We start from the raw sequence: 22,023 nt of genomic DNA, 5'->3' as shown, positions 1-22,023 counted from the left end.
GGGACTAGTTGGGCCGAAAATAATTTGAAGAAGCAATAATAAAACAGATGATCCCCCTGTGCTTGCTTACATAACTTCGGATGAATTTTGTAGCCTCAACCATGTGGTTTTTTACCGTGTTCTTCGAAATGTTCAGCTTTTCTGCAATCTGCTCATGCGTCATTTCCTCATTGCGGCTCATTTGGTAGATCAGTTTCTTTTGAGGTGGTAAAAGAGCAATGGCCTCGTCATAAGTTTTCAGCAGTTCTTTTTCGAGTAGATGGTCTTCTGTTGTATTGCGGATGGTAGCTATGTAATGAAATACTTCTTCCTGAAGCTGCTTGTCGCGGGAAATTTTTTTGAGATGATTAAGCACATGGTTTAGTGTGATCTTTTTAATATAGGCAGCGAAATTCAACTCCGTATTGATCTGGTCTTTTTTTTGCCAGATCCTGACAAATACTTCCTGAACAATCTCTTCAGCAGTCTCGGTTGATTTGCATAGGTTACAGGCATAGGTATACATTTTGCTTCTGTACAGGTTGTAAATCTCTGCAAAGGCCAACTGATCGCCGTTCCTGAGTTTGATCAGCAGCGCATGGTCATCATTTGTATCCGGTTGATCTGTATGCATTAAAATCTATTGCGCCCAATGTTAAATAAATTTTTCAACACTAAAAAATCCGGGGCAATATCGTAATATATCTTATCTGCCGGTAAGGTCGATCCTGAAACTGTCAAATAAACTGGCCTGTTGTAGTTCTTCGGGACTATCCTTATCCAGATCCGGGATCGTATAATATGACCCTTTGATGCTAAAATTGAATGGGTTTTTTTCGATCTCGATTTTTAAGAACCCCTGCTTATTGTCGCAGTAATTCTCCAGCTGTACCTGATCAAGGGCTGAACTTTTGGTATCATAAGCCGGATCGTTGGGATTTGCGAGTGAATGGAGGTCTTCAAAGCCCCCAGCTCCCGCAACAATAAAAGGTACGGTTTTTCCATCACTGTATTGCTTACTGAAACGCTGGTAGTTGTGTACGTAGCCACTAAAAACAACATCTGGCTTTACACCAGCTGTAGCAAAAGCTGTTTCTAAAAAATCAATCATTACTAAGCTGGAACCGTGATTGAGATCGGCCGAGTAAGGTGCATGGTGCAAACACAATATGATTGCTTTATCTGTACTGTATTTTGCTGCATGCTGCAGTTCTTTGATAAACCAGTTTTTTTGGTCTTTTTTTATGCAGCCATATTTTGGAACATTGGTGTACAGGCCAATGATGGTAGCTAGAGGTGTTTGCATGGTCCAATATACATTTGGCTGTACCTGGCTTTTTCTTTGGATGTGTTGACCAAAATAAATGGTTTTAGGACAGGTATTACAAAATGTAGTATAAAAAGCTTCCAGACTATCGTAGTGTGTTTCACTTTCCGGATTGATATCGCTGTCATGGTTTCCGGCAATGGCATAAATGGGTCCGGGATAATATTCAAAGGGCCCGAGAAATTGTCCTTCATATTGTTCCGCTTCCCCATAATGGTATACAATATCTCCCAGGTGGTACAAAAAAGATGGTTCATCGTGCTTTGTGGCTGCATTTGTATATTGGGCTGCCATTTGTTTTACAACCTGTTGTCTGGCACCTGCAGTATTCAGTCCGCCTGTATCACCAACCATCTGAAAAATAAGCTTTTTGCTATCCGCAGGAACATCCAGATTTAATCTGTAAGGATAGCTGCCCGATGGCTGTGGTAATGACTGAAATTTATGGGTGTCATAAATCTGTTCTGTTTTCAGGACCGCATTGTATAAGGTTTTTGTACTGATCATAACCATCTGCTTAGTGATTACTATAAAATTAAAGCATCCATGTTAAGACACTGTTAAGAAAAGAATAATAACTGGAACAGGGTTTTTACCAAAGTAATCCTGATGTAATTAAATAAAATAAGGATACAATTCAAATTAGGTTTGTAACATTTAGAACAATTTATTCTCTAATTTTGAATTAGAATTTTTAAAAATCTTTATGAAACGTTTCCTCTTTATGGTTGCTATGGTGTTGACCCTCAGTGCCTGCGACAATACTAAAATGCAGTTGAGAGCCCCAGCTAAGGATGAAGCGAGCGCTTCAACAGCGGTTGCAAAAACTGATACGGTAAAAACTGATACAGTTGGTACAGATACCATTACTGCTGTGGGAAAACCCTAGTTGTTTTACGGGAATTGTAAAATAAATTTTCGGCACTGACATAGGGTTGTCATACGCCTGTTTAATTTTGCGTGATCAAAATTATAAAAATGAAAAATCAAATCATCCATTCATTTCCTGTAATAGGAATCACAGTTAGAACAAGCAATGCCGACGGAAGTGCTGCAAAAGATATTCCTGAACTTTGGGACAGGTTCTGGTCGGCCAATATTGCTGCACAAATTCCGGGAGTAATAAGTAATGATGTCTACAGCATCTACACAGCTTATGATGGCGATTATACCCAGCCTTATACTACATTGATCGGCTACCGGGTAGAAAATCTGGACCATATTCCGGAAGGATTATCCGGTCTCCTGATTGAAGGGGGGAGCTATCAGCAACGCAGTGTAAAAGGTAACTTATTAAAAGGTGTGGTATTCGATGCCTGGGTTGATATCTGGAATAGTGATATTCCCAGGGCATACACTTCAGACTTTGAGGTGTACGGAGAAAAAGCACAAAATCCTGAAGATGCTGTTGTGGACATTTACCTCTCCGTTAAGCTTTAATGTAAAAATGTTATTCATCGGGCTTTAAATAGCAGGTGGTTAAATATCTTTTTACTAAGTTTGAATATACTAACTCATTAATCTATGATAAAATTGAATAAGCCTGCAGGTATTGCTGTGGTTGCTGGAACCATCCTTTTTATGTCCGCATGTAACAGTCCAGGGGCTAAAACTACCGACCTTTATTCAGGTATTGTCCTTAAAAACATGGATACCACTGTAGCTCCGGGCAATAATTTTACTGAATACGTAAATGGCACATGGGTGAAGAACACCAAAATCCCCTCAGACAAAGCTTCTTTTGGGGCAATGGCCATTGTTAATGATAAAGCCCAGGATGATGTGAAGGCGATCATTGAGACCGCAGCAAAGGTTAAATCTAAGGATGGGTCTGAAGAACAAAAGATAGGTGATTTTTACGAGTCTTATATGAACATGAAAGTTCGTGATGCTATCGGGCTTGAACCGCTTGCTGCCGAATTTAAAAAGATCGATGCGCTTACCACAAATAAAGACCTTGCCGGTTATTTTGCCTATGCCAATAAATTGGGTTTTAAAATTCCTTTTAGCCTTGGGGTAATGGAAGATTTTAAAGATCCGAAAAAATATATGCTGTTCAGCTGGCAAGGTGGTTTGGGTTTGCCAGATCGTGATTACTATTTGCTTACTGATGCGAAGTCGAAAGAGATACGCAATAAATACATTCAGCATATAGAAAATATGCTGAACATTGCCGGAATACAGGATGCAAAAGCTATCGCAAAACAGGTTATGGCTTTGGAGACCCTGATGGCTTCCAAACAGATGAAAAAAGAAGATACCAGAAATATGGCGGCATTGTATAATAAGTATGCTGTTAAGGACCTGAATAAACTGCTGGTTGATTTTGACTGGAATAAATTGCTGCTTGAGGGGGGGATCAGGGGAGTAGACAGTTTGGTGGTTACACAGGTAGCCTATACCAAGGACCTGAATGCTATCCTTAAAAATACACCTATAGATACCTGGAAAAACTATTTGAAATGGGGAGTAATTACAGAGAGTGCAAGTATGTTGAATTCTGCCCTGGATCAGGAAAATTTTAACTTTTATGGTACAACATTAAGGGGTATCAAAGAACAGAAGCCGCAATGGCGCCGGGCTGTTGATGTGGTAAATGCAAACCTGGGTGAAATGGTAGGTAAGTTGTATGTGGAAAAACATTTTCCTGCAGAGGCTAAAGAGCGGATGGTAAAGTTGGTGGTCAATCTTTTAAAAGCGTATGAAGCCAGTATTAAAGAATTGGACTGGATGAGCCCTGAGACCAAAAAACAGGCTTTGATAAAAATTAACAAGTTCACTCCTAAAATTGGTTATCCGGATAAATGGAGAGATTATAGTGCATTAAAGGTGGTTAAAGGTGATCTTTATGGTAACAATGTACGTGCAACAGAATTTGAGTATAACCGGACCATAAACAAACTTGGCAAACCTGTAGACCGTTCTGAATGGGGGATGAACCCACAAACGGTAAATGCTTACTACAATCCGCCTATGAACGAAATTGTGTTTCCTGCAGCAATCTTACAGCCTCCTTTCTTTGATATGAAAGCAGATGATGCGGTAAATTATGGCGGTATAGGTGCTGTGATCGGGCACGAGATTGGTCATGGTTTTGACGATCAAGGCAGTACATTTGATGGGGATGGTGTGATGCGGAACTGGTGGACAAAGAAAGACAATGAAGAGTTTAAAAAGAGAACCAATGCACTGGTAGCACAGTATAGTGCGTTTAAAGTGCTTCCTGACCTGAATGTAAATGGAAATTTTACGCTTGGCGAAAATATTGGTGACCTTGGTGGCTTAAGCATTGCATTGAGGGCTTATAAAGCAAGTTTAAATGGTAAGCCTGCACCTGTTATGGATGGTTTTACAGGTGAACAAAGGGTGTTTATTGGCTGGGGCCAAGCCTGGTTAAATAAATCTACAAATGAGGCTTTAAGAACACAAGTGGGGACAGACCCACATGCTCCGGCCAAATTCAGGGTAAATGGGGTGGTAAGGAATATCCCGGAGTTTTATACTGCATTTAATGTAAAACCTACAGATTCTTTATATCTAGCTCCTGAAAAAAGAGTTAAAATCTGGTAAAAGATATGCTTTATGCTAAAAAAGCCTGTTCAAGGTAAATGAACAGGCTTTTTTAGCATACGAGGTATGAGCTGTTCATATTAACTGCTGATATAGCTCTCCAGCTGGGAAATGGTTTGCTTCTGGTCTTCAATAATAAACTTTACCACATCACCTATGGATACCATACCCAAAAGCTGCTGCTCCTGCATTACAGGTAAGTGTCTGATGTGTTTATCTGTCATAATACCCATACAAAAGTCTATGCCATCGGATGGAAGTACTGTGATGGGCTGGGCAGTCATGACTTCTTTTATAGCAGTTTCAGCCGAAGACTTTCCGTGCAGGATAATTTTTCTTGCATAATCCCGCTCTGTAAAAATTCCTACTAGGCGCTTACCGTCAAGAACCATCAAGGCACTAATGTTTTTTTCCATCATTACTTTTAAGGCATCTAAAACTGATGAGTTTTCTGTTACAGAGAAAATTTGGGCTGATTTGGTGCTGAGTAACTGCTGTACGGTTTTCATAAGCGATTCATATTTAAAAACACGAATTCTATCCATCTCTTCTCTTCCTTTGAACGAAATAGAAACGCAGATGAAATTTAATAAAAAAAAATGAATTTTAATAATCTTTCTGCAAAAACAATAATTTAAAGTATAGATAAAATTTCATCAACATATTTCCGGTCATTGGCCAGTCGTGGTACTTTGTGCTGCCCACCCAGCTTCCCTTTAGATTTTAACCAGTTATAAAATGTATTGGAAGGTGCATTGTGCACTTTAGGTCTACGCAACGCAAGGTCTTTAAAACGTTTGGCATCATAATCAGAATTTACTTCTCTCAGTGTCTGATCTAAAACATCTATAAATCTTTCAAAATCATTGGGCTGCTGGTCAAATTCAATGATCCATTCATGGCCGCCAACTTCTTCGCCTTTAAAGTAGATAGGACAGGCCGTATAATCTTTAAAAACAGCCCCTGTTTCAGTGCAGGCTTTGCAAATGGCCTGTTCGGCATTGTCAATAATAACTTCTTCGCCAAAAGCATTGATAAAATGTTTGGTACGGCCGGTAATTTTTATCCGGTAAGGAAAAAGACTGGTAAACTGGACGGTATCCCCAATCATATAACGCCATAAACCTCCATTGGTAGAAATGATAATGGCATAATTCTTATTCAGTTCAACTTCTTCCAGCGATAAGGTCCGTGGATGCTCAGTCTCTATATGCTCAAGAGGAAGAAATTCATAATAAATTCCGTAATCCAGCATCAACAGCATTTCATCCGAGTTTACCTCGTCCTGTATGCCAAAAAAACCTTCTGATGCATTGTATGTCTCCAAATAATACATTTCATCTGAAGGTATAAGTTCCTGGAACTGTTCTCTGTAAGGCTTAAAATTAACTGCGCCATGAATGTACAGCTCCAGGTTGGGCCATACTTCAAGCAAATGCCTTTTTCCTGTTATTTCTAAAACTTTTTTTGCCAGTACAATGGTCCAGGTAGGCACACCAGCAATATTGGTTACATTCTCCTTAATCGTTGCTTCAGCCATTTTTTCCATCTTCTCCTCGTAATTATCCATCAGGGCGATAGAAATATTTGGGGTACGGTAATATTCGGCCCATACCGGCAGGTTTTTGATCAGTACTGCCGAAAGATCTCCGTAGAAGGAGTCTTCATTCAGCTGGTTGATCTGATGGCTTCCCCCAAGTACCAGGCCCTTCCCGGTCAGGATCTGGTTATCGGGTCTGTTGTTACAAAAGATAGACAGCATGTCTTTACCCCCTTTAAAGTGACATTCCTGTAAAGATTCTTCAGATACAGGGATAAATTTACTCCTGTCGCTTGTTGTTCCGGATGACTTGGCGAACCATTTGATCTCTGAAGACCAAAGGATATTTTGTTCACCTTTAAGCATGCGCTCTATGTAAGGCTTTAAAGTATCATAGTTTTGAATGGGTACCCTTTCTTTAAACTGCTGTGGAGAAAGGATGGACTGATAATCATACTTCATTCCCCATTCTGTATATTCTGCGCTGGATATCAGTTTGTGAAACCATTCTTCCTGCACATCGTGCGGGTATTTCATAAAAAGCTCGATCTGGTGAACGCGCTTTTTCATATACCAGGTAAAAATTGAATTTACAATTGCCATCTGTGGGTTTTTGAATAAGGACTATAATTGTTTTTTGCGCAGTACGAAATTCGAACCAAGATAAACTCTTCTCACCATCTCATTGGCCGCAAGTACTTCTGGTGTGCCCGATTCCAGTATTTTACCTTCAAAAAGCAGGTATGCCCTGTCGGTAATAGACAAGGTCTCCTGAACATTATGGTCTGTAATCAATATTCCAATATTTTTTTGTTTAAGCTTAGCTACAATGGTCTGGATTTCTTCAACAGCAATGGGGTCTACTCCTGCAAAAGGTTCATCCAATAAAATGAAATTCGGGCTTGCAGCCAGGGCCCTCGCAATTTCCGTCCTTCGCCGTTCTCCACCAGACAGCAGATCACCCCTGTTTTTACGTACTTTATGCAAGCTAAATTCTGTAATCAGTTCTTCCAGTTTTTCATGGCGCTCCTCCCTGTTCATTTTTGTCATTTCTAAAATGGCCATGATGTTGTCCTCAACCGAAAGCTTTCTGAATACCGATGCTTCCTGAGCAAGGTATCCTATGCCTTTCTGGGCCCTGCGGTACATAGGGTCTTTGGTGATATCCTGTTCATCCAAAAAAATGGTACCCTCATTGGGTTTGATCAGGCCGACAATCATATAAAAAGATGTTGTCTTACCTGCACCATTAGGTCCCAGCAAACCCACAATTTCACCCTGACTTACACTAAATGACACATCGTTAACAACTGTTCGCTGCTTATATTTTTTGATGAGATGTTCAGCTCTTAATATCATTTATAATTACGATTTGCGATTTCTTATCATTATAGATTTACTCAATTCAGTTTAATCTCTTTAATATTTAACTGTAAACGCTTTTGCGCTTTCCATATATTTTCTTCAATTGTATAACAAACAGAAAAAGGCTGGTTTGGTTGTAACAGTTGTTCATATTCTTCAGCCATTCCAAAAGCTATGCATTCAAAAATAGATGAATTTTGTTGTTTTATAGCTAATTTTAAATGTTTTGTGCCTACAACATAAGGTTTGCTGGCTAGAAATACTTCATGGCTCACAAATACAGGGGCCATATTGTGTGGGCCAAAAGGGGCCATTTGAGCAATAATGCGCTGAAATTTTCCATCTATCTGCCTTAACCGGATCTCGTTGTCTATACTGATTTCGGGACAAAGCAGGTCTTCCGTAATGGTTGCAGCAACTATGTTTTCGAAACGTTCTGTGAAAAAACCGATATCTTCAGCTTTTATGGTTAATCCGGCTGCAAATTTATGTCCGCCAAATTGTACCAGTAGATCTTCGCAGCCCAGTAGTGCCTCATAGAGGTCAAACCCTGCTACAGAACGTGCAGATCCGGTTAACAGACCATTCGATTTGGTAAGTACGACTGTAGGACGATAATATTTTTCTGTCAGCCTCGAGGCTACAATACCAATTACCCCTTTATTCCAGTTTTCATGGTAAACAACGGTTGTTTTTTTATTGATGAGGATTTCACATTCAGCTATCAATGCCAGGGCTTCGGCAGTCATGTTCTGGTCCGAAGTTTTGCGTTCTGTATTTTGAAGGTTGATCAGTAAACTCTGTTCCTGTGCCAGATTATCCTCCGTACAGAGCAACATTTTTACTGCCTGGTTGGCATGATCCATCCTTCCGGCAGCATTAATACGTGGGGCAAGTGTAAATACCACGTCGGTAAGGGTGTAATCTTTGTTTTTTCCTGATATGTCCATCAATGCCTTGAGCCCTATACAGGGATTGCTGTTCAGCTTAATCAGGCCGTGATAAGCCAGTATCCGGTTTTCATCTTCTATCGGGACAATGTCGGCCGCAATACTTACCATCACCAGGTCCAGGTAACGCTCATACTGCTCCTGAGGTAGGCGATGCTGCAGGCAGTAAGCCTGTGCCAGTTTAAATCCAATACCACAACCAGCCAGCTCTTTAAAAGGGTAGGGGCAATCCTTCCGTTTTGGATCAAGTATGGCCACTGCAGCCGGTAATACCTCACCAGGTAAATGATGGTCACAGATGATAAAATCGATATTCAGACTATTGGCATAAGCTATTTTATCTGTTGATTTTATCCCACAGTCAAGCGCAATAATTAAGCTGATGCCATTTGCATTTGCATAATCAATCCCTGCTGTAGAAATGCCATAACCTTCTTTATGTCTGTCCGGAATATAATAGCCTATCTGATCTGTAAACTGGCTAAAGAAACTAAAGGCAAGGGCTACAGATGTGGTCCCGTCTACATCATAATCGCCATAAACCAATATCTTTTCGCGACTGTTAATGGCCTTATCAATACGTTCAATAGCTTTGTCCATGTCCTTCATTAAAAAAGGATCGTGTAACCTGCCCATGTCCGGTCTGAAATATTGCCTTGCCTCTTCGAAAGAGGAAATACCCCTTTGTACCAGTATCTGGGCCAAACTGCTGTCTATGTTTAATTGTTGTGCAAGCAGCGCTGTTGTCTCTTTATTGCCCTGTAAAGCCTGCACCCATCTTTTCTTCATCTAATTATAATTCTATTACTTCATGCAGGTTCCATATCTTTGCAATGATTCGTAAATATATCATTTATTAAATAACTACGCCATTGCAAGTTTTCACTTTATACGAAGGGTCTTATTCTGTAGCTGCCGATAAAAAGTTTATTCCTTTTAACCCGGAAACAGATGATCCAAAAAGCAGACCAGCTTCTTTATTTATCCATATTCAGCCCTTTCTTGTGCAGTTAAAAGATTCACTGATTTTATTTGATACCGGATTGGGGTATAGCAATGAGGAAGGACAGCTCATCCTGCATGAAAATATAAGAAAGGCAGGTTTTGATCCGGAAGCTATAAATATGGTGCTCATGTCGCACCTGCATTTTGATCATTCAGGTGGTATGGTCCATCATCGGGCAGAAAAAATGGGACTTAGCTTTCCCAATGCCAGTTATGTGATACAAAGGGGAGAATGGGAAAGTGCATTTACAAATCCATCTTCTTCTTATAAAACGGAAATATTTGAATTCCTGCAACGCAATGCACAACTCATTTTTATTGAAGGCTCGGGGCAGTTGACACCCGAGATCAGTTATGAACTGACAGGTGCCCATACCCCATTTCACCAGGTTTTTTTATTGGATGACGGGGTCGATAAAGTGTTTTTTGGTGGTGACGTTTTACCTGAGCCCGAAGAACTTTTAAGAAAGTTTATCGCCAAATATGATTTTGATGGCAGAAAGGCAATGGAATTAAGAGAAGAGTTTGGTAAGAAGGCTGCGGCCGAAAACTGGAACTGCCTGTTCTATCATGCCAAAACAAAAGCATCTGGCCATGTAAGTTTAACAGCTGAAGGACAGTTTAAGATCACTTAGTTTTTTATTGCTCCAGCAATTTAAAAAGCTCTATTAATCTCTCTATAGATAGAGGTTTGGAGATAAAACCCTTCACTTTTGCATAAGTTTTTGCCTTTTCTATGTCGTTTTCATAAACCGAAGAAGACAGCATATACATGTCTACCCTTTGCGTGATGTTCAGCTCTTCATAGGTTTCCAGAAACTCCCAGCCATTTAAAACCGGCATATTAATGTCAATAAGGATCAGATGAGGGAAGGTTTCCTGACCCATTGTGGCCTTTAAATGATCAATGGCCAATAAACCATTTGCCTTGGATACCATATTAACGTTGTATCCCGTTTTTTCAACAATCTTTTTGATAATGAAGATGTTGATGTCATCATCATCAATAACGAGAAGGTTAATTCTATTGTCCATCATAAGGGTTACCTGGCTTATGCCAGCATATTTGCTGCTGATATAAAGTTATGAAATATGTCTGTAAATATTTTAAAGGATAAACATTTATTTTATTAATAAAAAAAGCCATTCCAAGAATGGCTTTTTTTATGTTTTTAATATAAGTTTTATTTTTTTGCAATCAGTTTGATAGAAAGTTCAAAGTCATCATAAATCATTTTATCGCCTATATCTGGAAACATACCTTTAGATCTGAATTTAATACCGAATTTAGTTCTGTCAACAACAATCTTATCTGCCGTTGCGGTTACAGAGCCATCTGCATTCCACACTACTGCTGCAGGGAAGGTAATAGGGTTTGTAATTCCCTTTATAGTTAGATCTCCTGTTATATTTACCTGGTTTCCAGTTCCGGAAGTGACTTTTTTGATCACAAAAGTAGAAGTAGCGAACTTATCGACCCCAAAAAAATCATCAGCTTTTAAGTGGCCTTCAAGTTTTGCGCTTTTATCGGCATCCTTTATAGTAGCCATATTGATTACAAAATTTCCACCGTTAAGCTTTTTCCCTTCAAACTGTAAACTACCCGACTGCAGGTTGACAGTTCCATTATGGCCACCGGTTACCTTTTTGGCAGCCCAGGTTAGTGTCGATTTTTCCAGGTCAACTTTATAGATGACAGGTTTTACTAAGGGCGCTATAAAAGCCGAGGAAGTGATTACTATAAGCAGTAATGCCAATGCGCTGAGTTTTAATTTCATCTTTTTATGTTTTTGATGCAATATATGTTTTTTGATGTATTTATGCTACCGGCTCTTCCATGTAACTTTCAATAGGCGGACATGCACAAACCAGCGACCTGTCGCCATAAGAATCATTCACCCTGCCTACGGATGGCCAGAACTTATATGCAGCAACATAAGGCAAAGGAAATGCAGCTGTTTGTCTGCTGTAAGCATGGTCCCATTCGTCGCCTGTTACTATGGCGGCAGTATGGGGTGCATTTTTTAATGGATTATCTGTTTTGTCCAGTTCACCGTGTTCAACTGCGGCAACTTCTTTTCTGATAGCGATCAATGCATCACAGAAACGGTCAAGCTCATGTTTAGGCTCACTTTCTGTTGGCTCAATCATCAGAGTGCCTGCAACCGGGAAAGAAACTGTGGGTGCATGGAAGCCATAGTCCATCAAACGTTTGGCAATGTCAACTACTTCAATTCCGTAACTCTTAAAGCCTCTGCAGTCCAAAATCATCTCGTGTGCACAGCGTCCGTTTGCACCTGAGTATAAAACAGGATAATGCTGTTCCAAACGTGCTTTCATGTAATTGGCGTTTAAAATGGCATACCTGGTGGCATTTGTCAGTCCATCAGTACCCATCATGGCAATATAGGCATGAGAAATAACAAGGATCGAGGCAGAGCCCCAGGGAGCAGAAGACACGGCATGAATAGATTTTTCATTATTGATGTCTACCACAGCATGACCAGGAAGGTAAGGAACAAGATGTTTGGCTACACCAATCGGGCCCATACCGGGCCCACCACCGCCATGAGGGATGCAGAAGGTTTTATGTAAGTTTAAATGACAAACGTCAGCGCCGATATTGCCCGGGCTGGTTAGTCCGACCTGAGCATTCATATTGGCCCCATCCATATAAACCTGACCGCCATTTGCATGGATAATGTTACAGATGTCAACAATGCTTTCCTCAAATACACCATGTGTAGAAGGGTAGGTCACCATCAGGCAGGATAGATTGGCCGCATGTTCTTCAGCTTTTGCTTTTAGATCATCTACATCAATATTCCCGTTTTCCAGTGATTTAACAATTATAATTTTCATTCCTGCCATTGCAGCAGAAGCCGGATTGGTACCGTGTGCAGACGAAGGGATTAGGGCAATGTTACGGTGCGCATCGCCGCGGTCATTATGGTAAGCCCTGATCACCATTAAGCCCGCATATTCGCCCTGAGCGCCTGCATTTGGCTGTAAACTCATGGCTGCAAACCCTGTAATTTCACTTAACCATTTGTCCAGTTCATTAAATATGGTATAATAACCTAAAACCTGATCGGCGGGTGCAAATGGATGGATCTTGCCGAATTCCGGCCAGGTTACCGGGATCATTTCCGTTGTTGCATTTAATTTCATGGTACATGAACCTAAGGCAATCATAGAATGACAAAGAGAAAGATCTTTGGTTTCCAGCGATTTGATATAACGCAGCATCTCATGTTCAGAGTGGTGTGCGTTAAAGATCGGATGTGTTAAATACGTGGATTTACGCTGCAGTGCTGCAGGAATAACGGTAACCAGGTTTTTGTCATCAGCCAGTTCAACCGCATCAGCGGCAATGGCCTTTACTTTTGAAAAGATCCTGGTCAGCAGTTTAATGTCCTCAAAAGAAGTGGTCTCATCCAAAGCAATGGTAACTATACTAGCTTTATAGTGCAGGTTGATTTCATTATCGATGCATTCCCTGTGGATAGAGTCTGCCAGATTACCTAAATCCAACTGTATAGTATCAAAATAAGCTTTGTTCAGTTGTTTATAGCCTATTTTTTCTAAAGATTTAGCTAAGGTAACTGCAAGGCCATGGGTACGTTCGGCAATTAGTTTTAAGCCTTTTGGTCCGTGATAAACCGCATAAAAGCCAGCCATAATAGCTAAAAGTGCCTGGGCGGTACAAATGTTGGAAGTAGCTTTGTCCCTGCGGATGTGTTGTTCCCTGGTTTGTAAAGCCATACGTAAAGCATAATTGTTATTGCTGTCTATGGTTACACCAATGATACGGCCTGGTATAGCGCGTTTATATTCATCTTTTGTTGCAAAATAAGCTGCATGAGGGCCACCAAAGCCCATTGGTACGCCAAAGCGTTGGGTAGTGCCTACCACTACATCAGCGCCCCATTCTCCCGGAGGTGTCAATAGGGTAAGGCTCAGCAGGTCGGCCACAACTGTTACTTTAACATTTTTATCATGTGCTTTTTGTGCAAAACCGGTATAATCAAATACCTCACCGTTACCGGCAGGATACTGGATAATGGCGCCAAAAAAATCTTCATTAAGCTCAAAAGACTGGTGGTCACCAATTACCAGTTCAATACCATAAGGATTGGCCCTTGTTTTTAAAATATCTATGGTTTGCGGGAACAACAGTTCAGATACAAAGAACTTTGTTGCCTGCTGGTTTTTTTTCAAGCTGTACTGCATAAACATGGCTTCTGCAGCAGCAGTACCTTCATCAAGCAAAGATGCATTTGCAATCTCCATTCCGGTAAGGTCAATCACCATAGTCTGGAAATTTAACAAGGCCTGTAAACGGCCCTGGGCAATCTCGGCCTGATAGGGCGTATATTGGGTATACCAGCCCGGATTTTCCATTACATTCCGCAATATTACCCCCGGAGTAATGGTGTCATAATAGCCCTGGCCTATATAAGATTTGAAAACTTTATTTAAAGAAGCTGTTTGTTTTAAAGCTGCAAGATAATCTGTTTCAGATTTAGCTTTTGGCAAATCCAAAGGTTGTTTTAACCTGATTTTTTGAGGAACAGTTTGTTCAATCAGTTCCTCAACAGAGCCTAGCCCAATCGTGTGTAACATTGCATTGGTATCCTGTGTGTTGGGTGCAATGTGACGGTTTTTAAAGTCCTCTTTGTAATGAATATCTAAGCTCATGATTCTATGAATAAAAAAGTTGCGCAAAGGTAATAAAAAATACCCTTAGCTTCAGTTAAAAAGGCTGCATAAACTTTTAATAAAGTACTGTTTATTCTCCGGTAACCGCCCAGCCCGATTCTTTTTTATACTTCAGTTTATAGGTTTTGGTAATGAAATTGCTGCCCGTATTTTTATCCTTGTAAAAAACAGTAAAAGCATTTTTTACCTTTTTGAGCATTACCGTTACCTTTGCTGTTTTGTTGCTGCTTTTATCCAGGCTAACCGCTCTGTCTTCATCGGGTGCATATTCAATTACCTTAATTGTTGCCCTGTTCTGTTCCTGTTTCAGCACAAAAGGTTTCGACTTATCGGTTAAACTGATCAGGTATACATAAGAGCTGTCTTTTGACAGGAATTTCTTTTTTTGATCCTGTAGTTCCATCTCTACAAAGCCCTTGTCCTGCAGTTCTCTGTATCTGGCCAGCTCTGCTTTGTCATTTTTACTTTTAAATTTTATCTCGCCCAGCTCCAGTCGGCCGGTTTCATAAACCGGATTCAGTTTCAGGTAAGCTGTAACAATAGCTGTTGCTGCACTTTGATCTAATACTGCATTGTTGCTGCAGGCTGTCATAAAAACAATAAACAGCAGGCATAAGGAGGCGATTCTCTTCATAGGTTTAGTTGTGTTTTAACTGCTTTAAATACATTTGTATGGTGTTTTCAAGGCCTAAGTAAAGTGCATCACTAATCAGGGCATGGCCTATGCTTACTTCCAGCAAACCAGGAATACTTTCTGCAAAGTATTTCAGGTTGTGCAGGTCAAGATCATGCCCGGCATTAATACCCAGACCAAGTTCATGGGCCTTGTGTGCTGCAGCAACATAAGGTAAAACGGCTTTTTCCCTGTTGTCGTAATAGTTATGTGCATAAGCTTCTGTGTACAGCTCAATCCGGTCTGTACCGGTTAAAACCGCGGCTTCAACCATTTCAACCACAGGGTCAACAAAAATAGATACCCTGATGCCTTCCGCTTTAAACAGCCCGACCATCTCTTTCAGGTAAGCGGCATGTTTGATGGTATCCCAGCCATGATTGGAGGTAAGCTGTCCTTCTGCGTCAGGTACTAAAGTAACCTGTGCAGGCTTATTGGCCAGTACCAGCTCTATAAACTTCTGCTCCCTGCAATTGCCCTCAATATTAAATTCTGTAGCAATTACAGCCTTTAAATCAAAAACGTCCTGGTAACGGATATGTCTTTCATCCGGACGGGGATGCACTGTTATGCCCTCAGCACCAAAGCGTTCACAGTCTAATGCTACTTTTACCAGATCCGGATTATTGCCGCCGCGGCTATTGCGAAGCGTAGCTATTTTATTGATATTTACAGATAGATGTGCCATGCACAAATATAAAATAAATAACCTATGTCGATACGATCTCTATTTGTTTTTATAGCCCTTCTGAGTATTTGTAGCCTGACCTATGCCCGGCAGGATATCAATGCTTTTAAAGGTTATCCTGTCATTGCACATGCAGATACCTTATTCCATATAAAAAATAAGCTTGGCTCTTTATCCGCCCAGGAGAGGGCCGAGAGAACCTCTGCAAAAGTGGAAGCCCTGGCAGAAGACCTGCTTTTTGTAGCTGATTCTTTAGTCACAGAAGATGATTCAACCCTTGTGTCGATTAGCTATAAAGGTAATGTGCTCCTGAGTTTATCGAAAGCTGATGCAGATTCCGTAAAAATGGATAGACAGGTAATGGTTAAGGCTTACCAGGAAATTATACTCAATAATATCCATAAGTATAAGAAGGATACAGATCTGACAGAATTGTTAAAGCGTGGGGCATTAGGTATCCTGATCATCTCTATTCTGGGCATATGTATATTTTTCCTGAATAAATATTCAAACCGTTTCAATGCCTGGCTCCGGGTAAAGCTGCATCAAAGGATTGCAGGCCTTAAAATTAAAAATTATGAATTGATTAGCGGTAAGGACGAGCTGCTGCTGATCCGAAAGGTACTTAACCTGGTTAAGATACTTGTGATATTTATTCTTGTTTACCTTACGCTGCCTATCGTATTTCGCCTTTTTCCTTGGACAAAACCCTGGAGTGATAGTCTGATTGGTTTTGTGCTTAACCCCCTGAAAAATATATTCAGCGGAATTATTGCCTTTATCCCCGACCTGATCACAATAGCCGTTATTGTGTTTGTATTTCACTACATTAAAAAAGCAATTAAATTTCTGGCAAATGAGATTGAAGCGGAGAAACTTAAGATCAATGGTTTTTATGCCGATTGGGCAAAGCCAACCTTTAACATTGTCAGGCTTGTATTAAATGCGTTTATGCTGGTGGTGATATGGCCATTTATCCCGGGCTCAGATTCGGGTATATTTAAAGGTGTTTCTGTATTTTTAGGATTGCTCATCTCTTTTGGTTCTTCGTCTGCCATCAGCAATGGTGTGGCCGGTATGGTCATTACCTATATGCGGCCTTTTAAATTAGGTGATATTGTGAAGATTGGTGATACAACGGGTACTGTACTGGAAAAATCACTGTTGGTCACGCGTATCTTAACTTTTAAAAATGAGGTCATTACCATTCCCAATAGTGCTATATTAAATGGGAACACAGTAAATTACAGCAGTATGGCCAGTCAGAATGATTTGATTATCCACACATCTGTTACCCTTGGCTACGATCTTCCCTGGGCACAAATTCATGAACTCTTAATTGCTGCGGCTTTGGCTTCTGAAGGGGTAATCAAGGAAAAAGCGCCGTTTGTATTACAAACCAGCCTTGAAGACTGGTATGTATCCTATGAACTGAATGTTTATATCAATAATCCACAGAAAATGCCCCGTATCTATTCGGAGCTCCATAAGCAAATTCATATCGCTTTTGATGCTGCAGGTGTAGAAATCATGTCGCCGCATTACCAGGCCATTAGGGATGGGAACGCAAGTACTGTTTCCCCCATTAAGGTGTCTTAATCAACTATCATTATGAAAAGGTTCTTTAATCGTGTTTTAAAATGGACCTGCATCATCTGTTTATGGTGGGGTATCACCACAACTGCGGGGGCACAATTTACCGTTGCAGGCTATAAGCGCTACTTTGCCGTAATTAAATATGAAAACAAAGATCAACTGGTATTGCGTAAATTTAAAAAGGACGATGCTGAATCTTTTCTGATCGTTGATCCGGCGGCACTTGGCACCCAAGTTATTCCTGTTGGTAACCTTAGCCCAAAAGTGCTGAGCTGGCAGGATGTCCTTTCTTATTTTAAAGATAGCCCTTATGTTAAAACCATAAAAGATGCTGTCCGATTATCCGGCAGTTTGCAGGATGCAGGAATTATTCATGGATTTCCTAAAGAAAAAGGGATAACGTTAACGATAGACCTTTGCCCATCGCATAAACCAGTCGACAGGGTCATTTTTACCTCATTGATCACAGAGTTTCAGCGAACAGAAAAGCCAGTCCCGATCGCGATCTCAATTAGCGGGCGATGGATGCTTACCCATAGCAGCGATTTGAAATGGTTAAAAGAGCTGGTGTCCTCCGGAGATATTTTGATTACATGGGTAAATCATTCTTACAATCACCGGGTGAGTGCCAAAGCCCCACTTAAAACCAATTTCAGGCAAAAGGGCAATCTGCCAAAGCCGGTAGTATTGTCCTCATCCATGGTAATGGCAATGAAGAACTTGGGGTTAAAGATTTTATCCTGCTATTGAAGGATAAACAATTACAGGTTCAAGGAAAGCAGTGGATGATGTATGACCTGAGACAAAGCGTGGAAGAAGAATTCGGTCAGTAAAATTATACCGCATACCGCATAAAAAAGGGGAGTAGTCCAAATGGACTGCTCCCCTTCTATTGTATCCCGGGAATCACAAATCTCACTACGAAGTAGCGACGAGACAATCCCCGATCGTAGATCAGATTAGTATCTGTAAGCTTCCGGTTTAAACGGACCTTCAACAGGAACACCAATGTAATCAGCCTGGTGCTGATCTAAAACATCCAGTTCCACACCAATTTTAGCCAGATGTAAACGGGCAACCTTCTCATCTAAATATTTAGGAAGTACATATACTTTGTTCTCATATTTATCTGTGTTGGTCCAAAGTTCCAACTGGGCTAAAGTCTGGTTGGTAAAAGAGTTAGACATGACAAAGCTTGGGTGACCAGTTGCGCAACCTAAGTTTACCAAACGGCCTTCAGCCAATAAAATGATGTCTTTGCCATCAATGGTATATTTATCAACCTGAGGTTTGATCTCTACTTTAGTATCACCGTAGTTTTTGTTTAACCAGGCCACGTCAATCTCATTGTCAAAGTGACCAATGTTACAAACGATAGCTTTGTCTTTCATGGCTTTGAAGTGTTCAGCACGTACAATATCACAGTTACCGGTAGTGGTCACAATGATGTCAGCCTCTTTAACTGCTGTAGCAAATTTCTTTACTTCATAACCTTCCATTGCTGCCTGTAATGCACAGATCGGATCAATTTCTGAAACGATCACACGTACACCCTGAGAGCTTAAAGATTCTGCAGAACCTTTACCTACATCGCCATAACCTGCAACAACAGCCACTTTGCCAGCCATCATTACGTCAGTTGCACGACGGATCGCATCAACCAGCGATTCGCGGCAGCCGTATTTATTGTCAAATTTAGATTTGGTAACAGAATCGTTTACATTGATGGCAGGTAAATGTAAAGTGCCATTTTTCATGCGCTCATATAAACGGTGTACACCTGTAGTGGTTTCTTCAGATAAACCTTTAATGTCGGCAATCAGTTCAGGGAACCTGTCGAACACCATATTGGTCAAATCACCACCATCATCAAGGATCATGTTTAAAGGTTTGCGCTCAGGACCAAAGTGTAAAGTTTGCTCAATACACCAGTCAAAGCTTTCTTCGTCTAAGCCTTTCCATGCATAAACCTGGATACCTGCAGCGGCAATAGCAGCAGCAGCATGATCCTGGGTAGAGAAGATGTTACATGATGACCAGGTCACTTCTGCTCCAAGTTCTACCAATGTTTCAATTAAAACCGCAGTCTGGATGGTCATGTGTAAGCATCCTGCAATGCGGGCACCTTTTAAAGGTTTTGATGGTCCGAATTCTTCACGCAATGACATTAATCCGGGCATTTCTGCCTCTGCCAGTCCGATCTCTTTGCGGCCCCATTCTGCCAGTGAAATGTCCTTAACCTTGTAAGGAACGTAAGTTGTCTCTACTGATGACATATTTTCTTATTTAAATGAACTGCAAATTTACAGCATTTGCTTGTCAATAACAAACAACTAAACAACCAGATGAAACGTTACTGTCAGCTATTATCAGTCATTTAAAAGTAAAGTCTAAAAATCTAAGCGCTATTTAACATTTCATATTTTATTTTCAAAAAATATGAAGGGTTCGAAGGTTTTGCTAATTGAAGATACTCCAGATCTTGTGTCGGTCATTTTAAGGGGGCTTAGCGAAGAAGGAATAGAGATCAGCGTTGCTGCTGATGGAGTAACTGGTCTGGAAATGGCTTTTAAATATGATTTTGACCTGATCGTGCTCGACATCATGTTGCCCGTCATGAACGGGATCCAGGTGTGCAAAGAGATCCGAAAGCGGAATACCGATGTCGCTATCCTTATGCTTACTGCACTTGGTAGCACGGAAAACATTGTAACCGGACTGGAAAGCGGTGCCGATGATTACCTGGTAAAGCCATTCAAACTGGAAGAACTGGTTGCCCGTATGCGTACACTGATCAGGCGAAGCAGTAAACAGGCTGCAGTTACAGATCGCATCAGTATAGCCGATCTTGAAATAAATATAGCTTCCAAAACCGTTACTAAAACCGGAAAACCCGTTAACCTTACTGCAACAGAATACCGCCTGCTCGAATACCTGCTCAAAAATCACAATAAAGTTCTGTCACGGATCCAGATCCTTGAAAATGTATGGGATATCGATTTCAATTTAGGAACTAATGTGGTAGATGTTTACATCAATTATCTCCGTAAAAAAATCGACAATGTAAACGGGGGCAGGCTAATCCATACTGTTTTTGGAATGGGGTATATTTTAAAAGAATAAGTATTGAATGAAACTCCAGAATAAGCTTACCCTTTTGTTCTTTTCCATAGGTACCATCGGACTGGTCCTGTTCCATGCAGCTATCTTTTATTTTGTATCTGAGTTTAACTTCGAAGATTTTTTTAAGCGCCTTCAGGCCAGGGCTAAACTTGCTGCCGAGATCAATATCTATCCCGATGAAAAATCGATTGCTTACCAGGAGATGCGGAGCCGCTACCTGGAGAAGATGGAAGATGAAAAAGATTATGTGATCAGGATCGACTCTTTAACGCGGATGCAATTTGAAAGACCGGTGAGCCTGCCCGAAACTTTCTATAAAACAGTTGTTTCCAAAGGAGACGCCAGGTACAATAAAAACAATAACTTTTATTATGGTAAACTTTTCAAAACCCAACATGGCAATTATATCGTAATCGTTACTGCCTCTGATCCTTCCGGCTTTCATGAGCTGGAAACCCTGCGGAAAGTCTTGCTCATTGTCTTTGTCATTTCTGTATTGCTTACTTACGTTGGAGGTAAAATCTTTTCTCGTTATTCTGTCAGGCCGCTTACTGCAGTGATCCGTAATGTAAAGAACATTTCGGCCAATAACCTGCACCTCCGACTCAAAGAGCTGGATGGAAATGATGAAATGTCGGAATTGGTACTGACATTCAACAACATGCTCAACCGGCTCGAGACGGCATTTGCCACACAAAATAATTTTGTAAGCAATGCCTCCCACGAACTGAAGACGCCGCTAACTATCATTACTGCTGAAACAGAATTGGTGCTGGCACAAAAAGGAATCAGTCCGGAAACCGAAGCATCGGCAAAGACCATTCTCTATCATGCTGATAAGCTTGGGCATATCATTACCAGCCTGCTTGGCCTGGCCCAGTCCGGTTTTGATGGCAAGAAACAAAACTGGCAAAAGATCCGTATTGATGAACTGATCATAACTGTAGCGGATGCTGTAAAAAAGATACATCCCGACAGCGTCATCCAGATCGATTTTTCCTCTTTACCTACAGAGGAGTCACTGCTCTGTACCGAAGGCAATATTAACCTCTTGCAACTGGCGCTCAGCAATATTGTAGGCAATGCCTGTAAATATTCCAATAATCAGTTGGTTGACATCAGGGTCAGCGTCGAAAACGGGCGTATTGCCATCTCCATCACCGACAGGGGGATTGGTATTCCTGAAAGTGAACAGCAACATATCTTTGAACCTTTTTTCAGGGCATCTAATACCAGCGACTTCGAAGGCCATGGAATTGGCCTGCCACTCACCTTAAACATAATCAGATTGCACAAGGGCTCTATCGGTATCCGTTCTGAAGAACAAAAAGGCACCGAAATGCAGATCATATTGCCGGTTTCTAATAACTTTCTAATAACTGCTTAGTTTTTGCCCCTGTTTTTCTAACAAAATTCTAATAGGGCTCTTATATCGTTTTAATGACCTCAGGGTAATATTGTATCAACAAATAATTGATCATTAAC

Annotated in this window: 20 protein-coding genes; 8 read left to right on the top strand and 12 right to left on the bottom strand. The window is 40.8% G+C overall.

Features of this window, described 5'->3' with window-relative positions:
• Positions 1 to 4 precede the first annotated feature (4 nt).
• Positions 5 to 613 (bottom strand): RNA polymerase sigma factor, encoded by a 609-nt coding sequence (locus PHEP_RS18415; RefSeq protein WP_015809491.1) that lies wholly within the window; start codon positions 611 to 613, stop codon positions 5 to 7.
• A gap of 72 nt (positions 614 to 685) precedes the next feature.
• Positions 686 to 1,813 (bottom strand): metallophosphoesterase family protein, encoded by a 1,128-nt coding sequence (locus tag PHEP_RS18410; protein ID WP_036675228.1) that lies wholly within the window; start codon positions 1,811 to 1,813, stop codon positions 686 to 688.
• A 199-nt stretch (positions 1,814 to 2,012) separates the two neighbouring features.
• On the opposite strand from PHEP_RS18410, the gene PHEP_RS18405 reads away from it, so the two are divergent.
• The 3 genes from PHEP_RS18405 to PHEP_RS18395 all read left to right on the top strand — a co-directional run bounded on the left by PHEP_RS18405 (position 2,013) and on the right by PHEP_RS18395 (position 4,876).
• The gene (locus PHEP_RS18405) at positions 2,013 to 2,195 is read left to right on the top strand and encodes a hypothetical protein (RefSeq protein WP_015809489.1); all 183 of its coding nucleotides are present in this window, start codon (positions 2,013 to 2,015) and stop codon (positions 2,193 to 2,195) included.
• Between the two features lie 89 nt (positions 2,196 to 2,284).
• Entirely contained in the window at positions 2,285 to 2,746 is a 462-nt protein-coding gene (locus PHEP_RS18400) for a GyrI-like domain-containing protein (RefSeq protein ID WP_015809488.1), read from the top strand.
• A gap of 84 nt (positions 2,747 to 2,830) precedes the next feature.
• Positions 2,831 to 4,876, top strand: a complete 2,046-nt coding sequence (locus PHEP_RS18395) for a M13 family metallopeptidase (RefSeq protein ID WP_015809487.1) — start codon at positions 2,831 to 2,833, stop codon at positions 4,874 to 4,876.
• A gap of 80 nt (positions 4,877 to 4,956) precedes the next feature.
• Here the strand turns inward: PHEP_RS18395 and PHEP_RS18390 are convergent, their stop codons facing one another.
• The 4 genes from PHEP_RS18390 to recJ all read right to left on the bottom strand — a co-directional run bounded on the left by PHEP_RS18390 (position 4,957) and on the right by recJ (position 9,520).
• Positions 4,957 to 5,385, bottom strand: coding sequence for a CBS domain-containing protein (locus PHEP_RS18390; protein WP_015809486.1), 429 nt, complete (start codon positions 5,383 to 5,385; stop codon positions 4,957 to 4,959).
• Positions 5,386 to 5,510: 125 nt separating this feature from the next.
• A complete protein-coding gene (locus tag PHEP_RS18385) occupies positions 5,511 to 7,019 on the bottom strand; it encodes a GH3 auxin-responsive promoter family protein (protein WP_015809485.1) in 1,509 nt (502 codons plus the stop codon).
• 21 nt (positions 7,020 to 7,040) lie between these two features.
• Entirely contained in the window at positions 7,041 to 7,775 is a 735-nt protein-coding gene (gene lptB, locus PHEP_RS18380; RefSeq protein WP_015809484.1) for an LPS export ABC transporter ATP-binding protein, read from the bottom strand.
• 41 nt (positions 7,776 to 7,816) lie between these two features.
• Positions 7,817 to 9,520: a single-stranded-DNA-specific exonuclease RecJ gene (gene recJ, locus PHEP_RS18375; protein ID WP_015809483.1), complete on the bottom strand. Its 1,704-nt coding sequence runs from the start codon at positions 9,518 to 9,520 to the stop codon at positions 7,817 to 7,819.
• A gap of 83 nt (positions 9,521 to 9,603) precedes the next feature.
• On the opposite strand from recJ, the gene PHEP_RS18370 reads away from it, so the two are divergent.
• On the top strand, positions 9,604 to 10,371 hold the full coding sequence (locus tag PHEP_RS18370) for an MBL fold metallo-hydrolase (protein WP_015809482.1): 768 nt from the start codon (positions 9,604 to 9,606) through the stop codon (positions 10,369 to 10,371).
• 4 nt (positions 10,372 to 10,375) lie between these two features.
• Here PHEP_RS18370 and PHEP_RS18365 read toward each other — a convergent pair whose 3' ends face one another.
• The 5 genes from PHEP_RS18365 to PHEP_RS18345 all read right to left on the bottom strand — a co-directional run bounded on the left by PHEP_RS18365 (position 10,376) and on the right by PHEP_RS18345 (position 15,819).
• Positions 10,376 to 10,774 carry a response regulator gene (locus PHEP_RS18365; RefSeq protein WP_015809481.1) on the bottom strand — a complete coding sequence of 133 codons (399 nt, stop codon included), beginning with the start codon at positions 10,772 to 10,774 and terminating at the stop codon, positions 10,376 to 10,378.
• A gap of 146 nt (positions 10,775 to 10,920) precedes the next feature.
• On the bottom strand, positions 10,921 to 11,514 hold the full coding sequence (locus PHEP_RS18360) for a YceI family protein (protein ID WP_015809480.1): 594 nt from the start codon (positions 11,512 to 11,514) through the stop codon (positions 10,921 to 10,923).
• Between the two features lie 40 nt (positions 11,515 to 11,554).
• Positions 11,555 to 14,437 (bottom strand): aminomethyl-transferring glycine dehydrogenase, encoded by a 2,883-nt coding sequence (gcvP, locus tag PHEP_RS18355; protein WP_015809479.1) that lies wholly within the window; start codon positions 14,435 to 14,437, stop codon positions 11,555 to 11,557.
• A 91-nt stretch (positions 14,438 to 14,528) separates the two neighbouring features.
• A complete protein-coding gene (locus PHEP_RS18350; protein ID WP_015809478.1) occupies positions 14,529 to 15,092 on the bottom strand; it encodes a hypothetical protein in 564 nt (187 codons plus the stop codon).
• Between the two features lie 4 nt (positions 15,093 to 15,096).
• A complete protein-coding gene (locus tag PHEP_RS18345; RefSeq protein ID WP_015809477.1) occupies positions 15,097 to 15,819 on the bottom strand; it encodes a pyridoxine 5'-phosphate synthase in 723 nt (240 codons plus the stop codon).
• 24 nt (positions 15,820 to 15,843) lie between these two features.
• Here PHEP_RS18345 and PHEP_RS18340 point away from each other — a divergent pair, with 24 nt between their 5' ends.
• Positions 15,844 to 17,418 (top strand): mechanosensitive ion channel family protein, encoded by a 1,575-nt coding sequence (locus tag PHEP_RS18340; RefSeq protein ID WP_015809476.1) that lies wholly within the window; start codon positions 15,844 to 15,846, stop codon positions 17,416 to 17,418.
• A gap of 12 nt (positions 17,419 to 17,430) precedes the next feature.
• Entirely contained in the window at positions 17,431 to 18,165 is a 735-nt protein-coding gene (locus PHEP_RS18335; protein WP_015809475.1) for a polysaccharide deacetylase family protein, read from the top strand.
• A gap of 209 nt (positions 18,166 to 18,374) precedes the next feature.
• Here the strand turns inward: PHEP_RS18335 and ahcY are convergent, their stop codons facing one another.
• The gene (gene ahcY / locus PHEP_RS18330; RefSeq protein WP_015809474.1) at positions 18,375 to 19,691 is read right to left on the bottom strand and encodes an adenosylhomocysteinase; all 1,317 of its coding nucleotides are present in this window, start codon (positions 19,689 to 19,691) and stop codon (positions 18,375 to 18,377) included.
• A gap of 163 nt (positions 19,692 to 19,854) precedes the next feature.
• Here ahcY and PHEP_RS18325 point away from each other — a divergent pair, with 163 nt between their 5' ends.
• Positions 19,855 to 20,538, top strand: a complete 684-nt coding sequence (locus PHEP_RS18325) for a response regulator transcription factor (protein ID WP_015809473.1) — start codon at positions 19,855 to 19,857, stop codon at positions 20,536 to 20,538.
• A gap of 7 nt (positions 20,539 to 20,545) precedes the next feature.
• Positions 20,546 to 21,925 carry a HAMP domain-containing sensor histidine kinase gene (locus tag PHEP_RS18320; RefSeq protein WP_015809472.1) on the top strand — a complete coding sequence of 460 codons (1,380 nt, stop codon included), beginning with the start codon at positions 20,546 to 20,548 and terminating at the stop codon, positions 21,923 to 21,925.
• Positions 21,926 to 22,023 lie beyond the last annotated feature (98 nt).

It is taken from the genome of Pedobacter heparinus DSM 2366, from assembly GCF_000023825.1.
Lineage (GTDB): Bacteria > Bacteroidota > Bacteroidia > Sphingobacteriales > Sphingobacteriaceae > Pedobacter > Pedobacter heparinus.
Note: the sequence above shows the minus strand (reverse complement) of the source record. Positions and strands in the feature narration are given on the sequence as shown.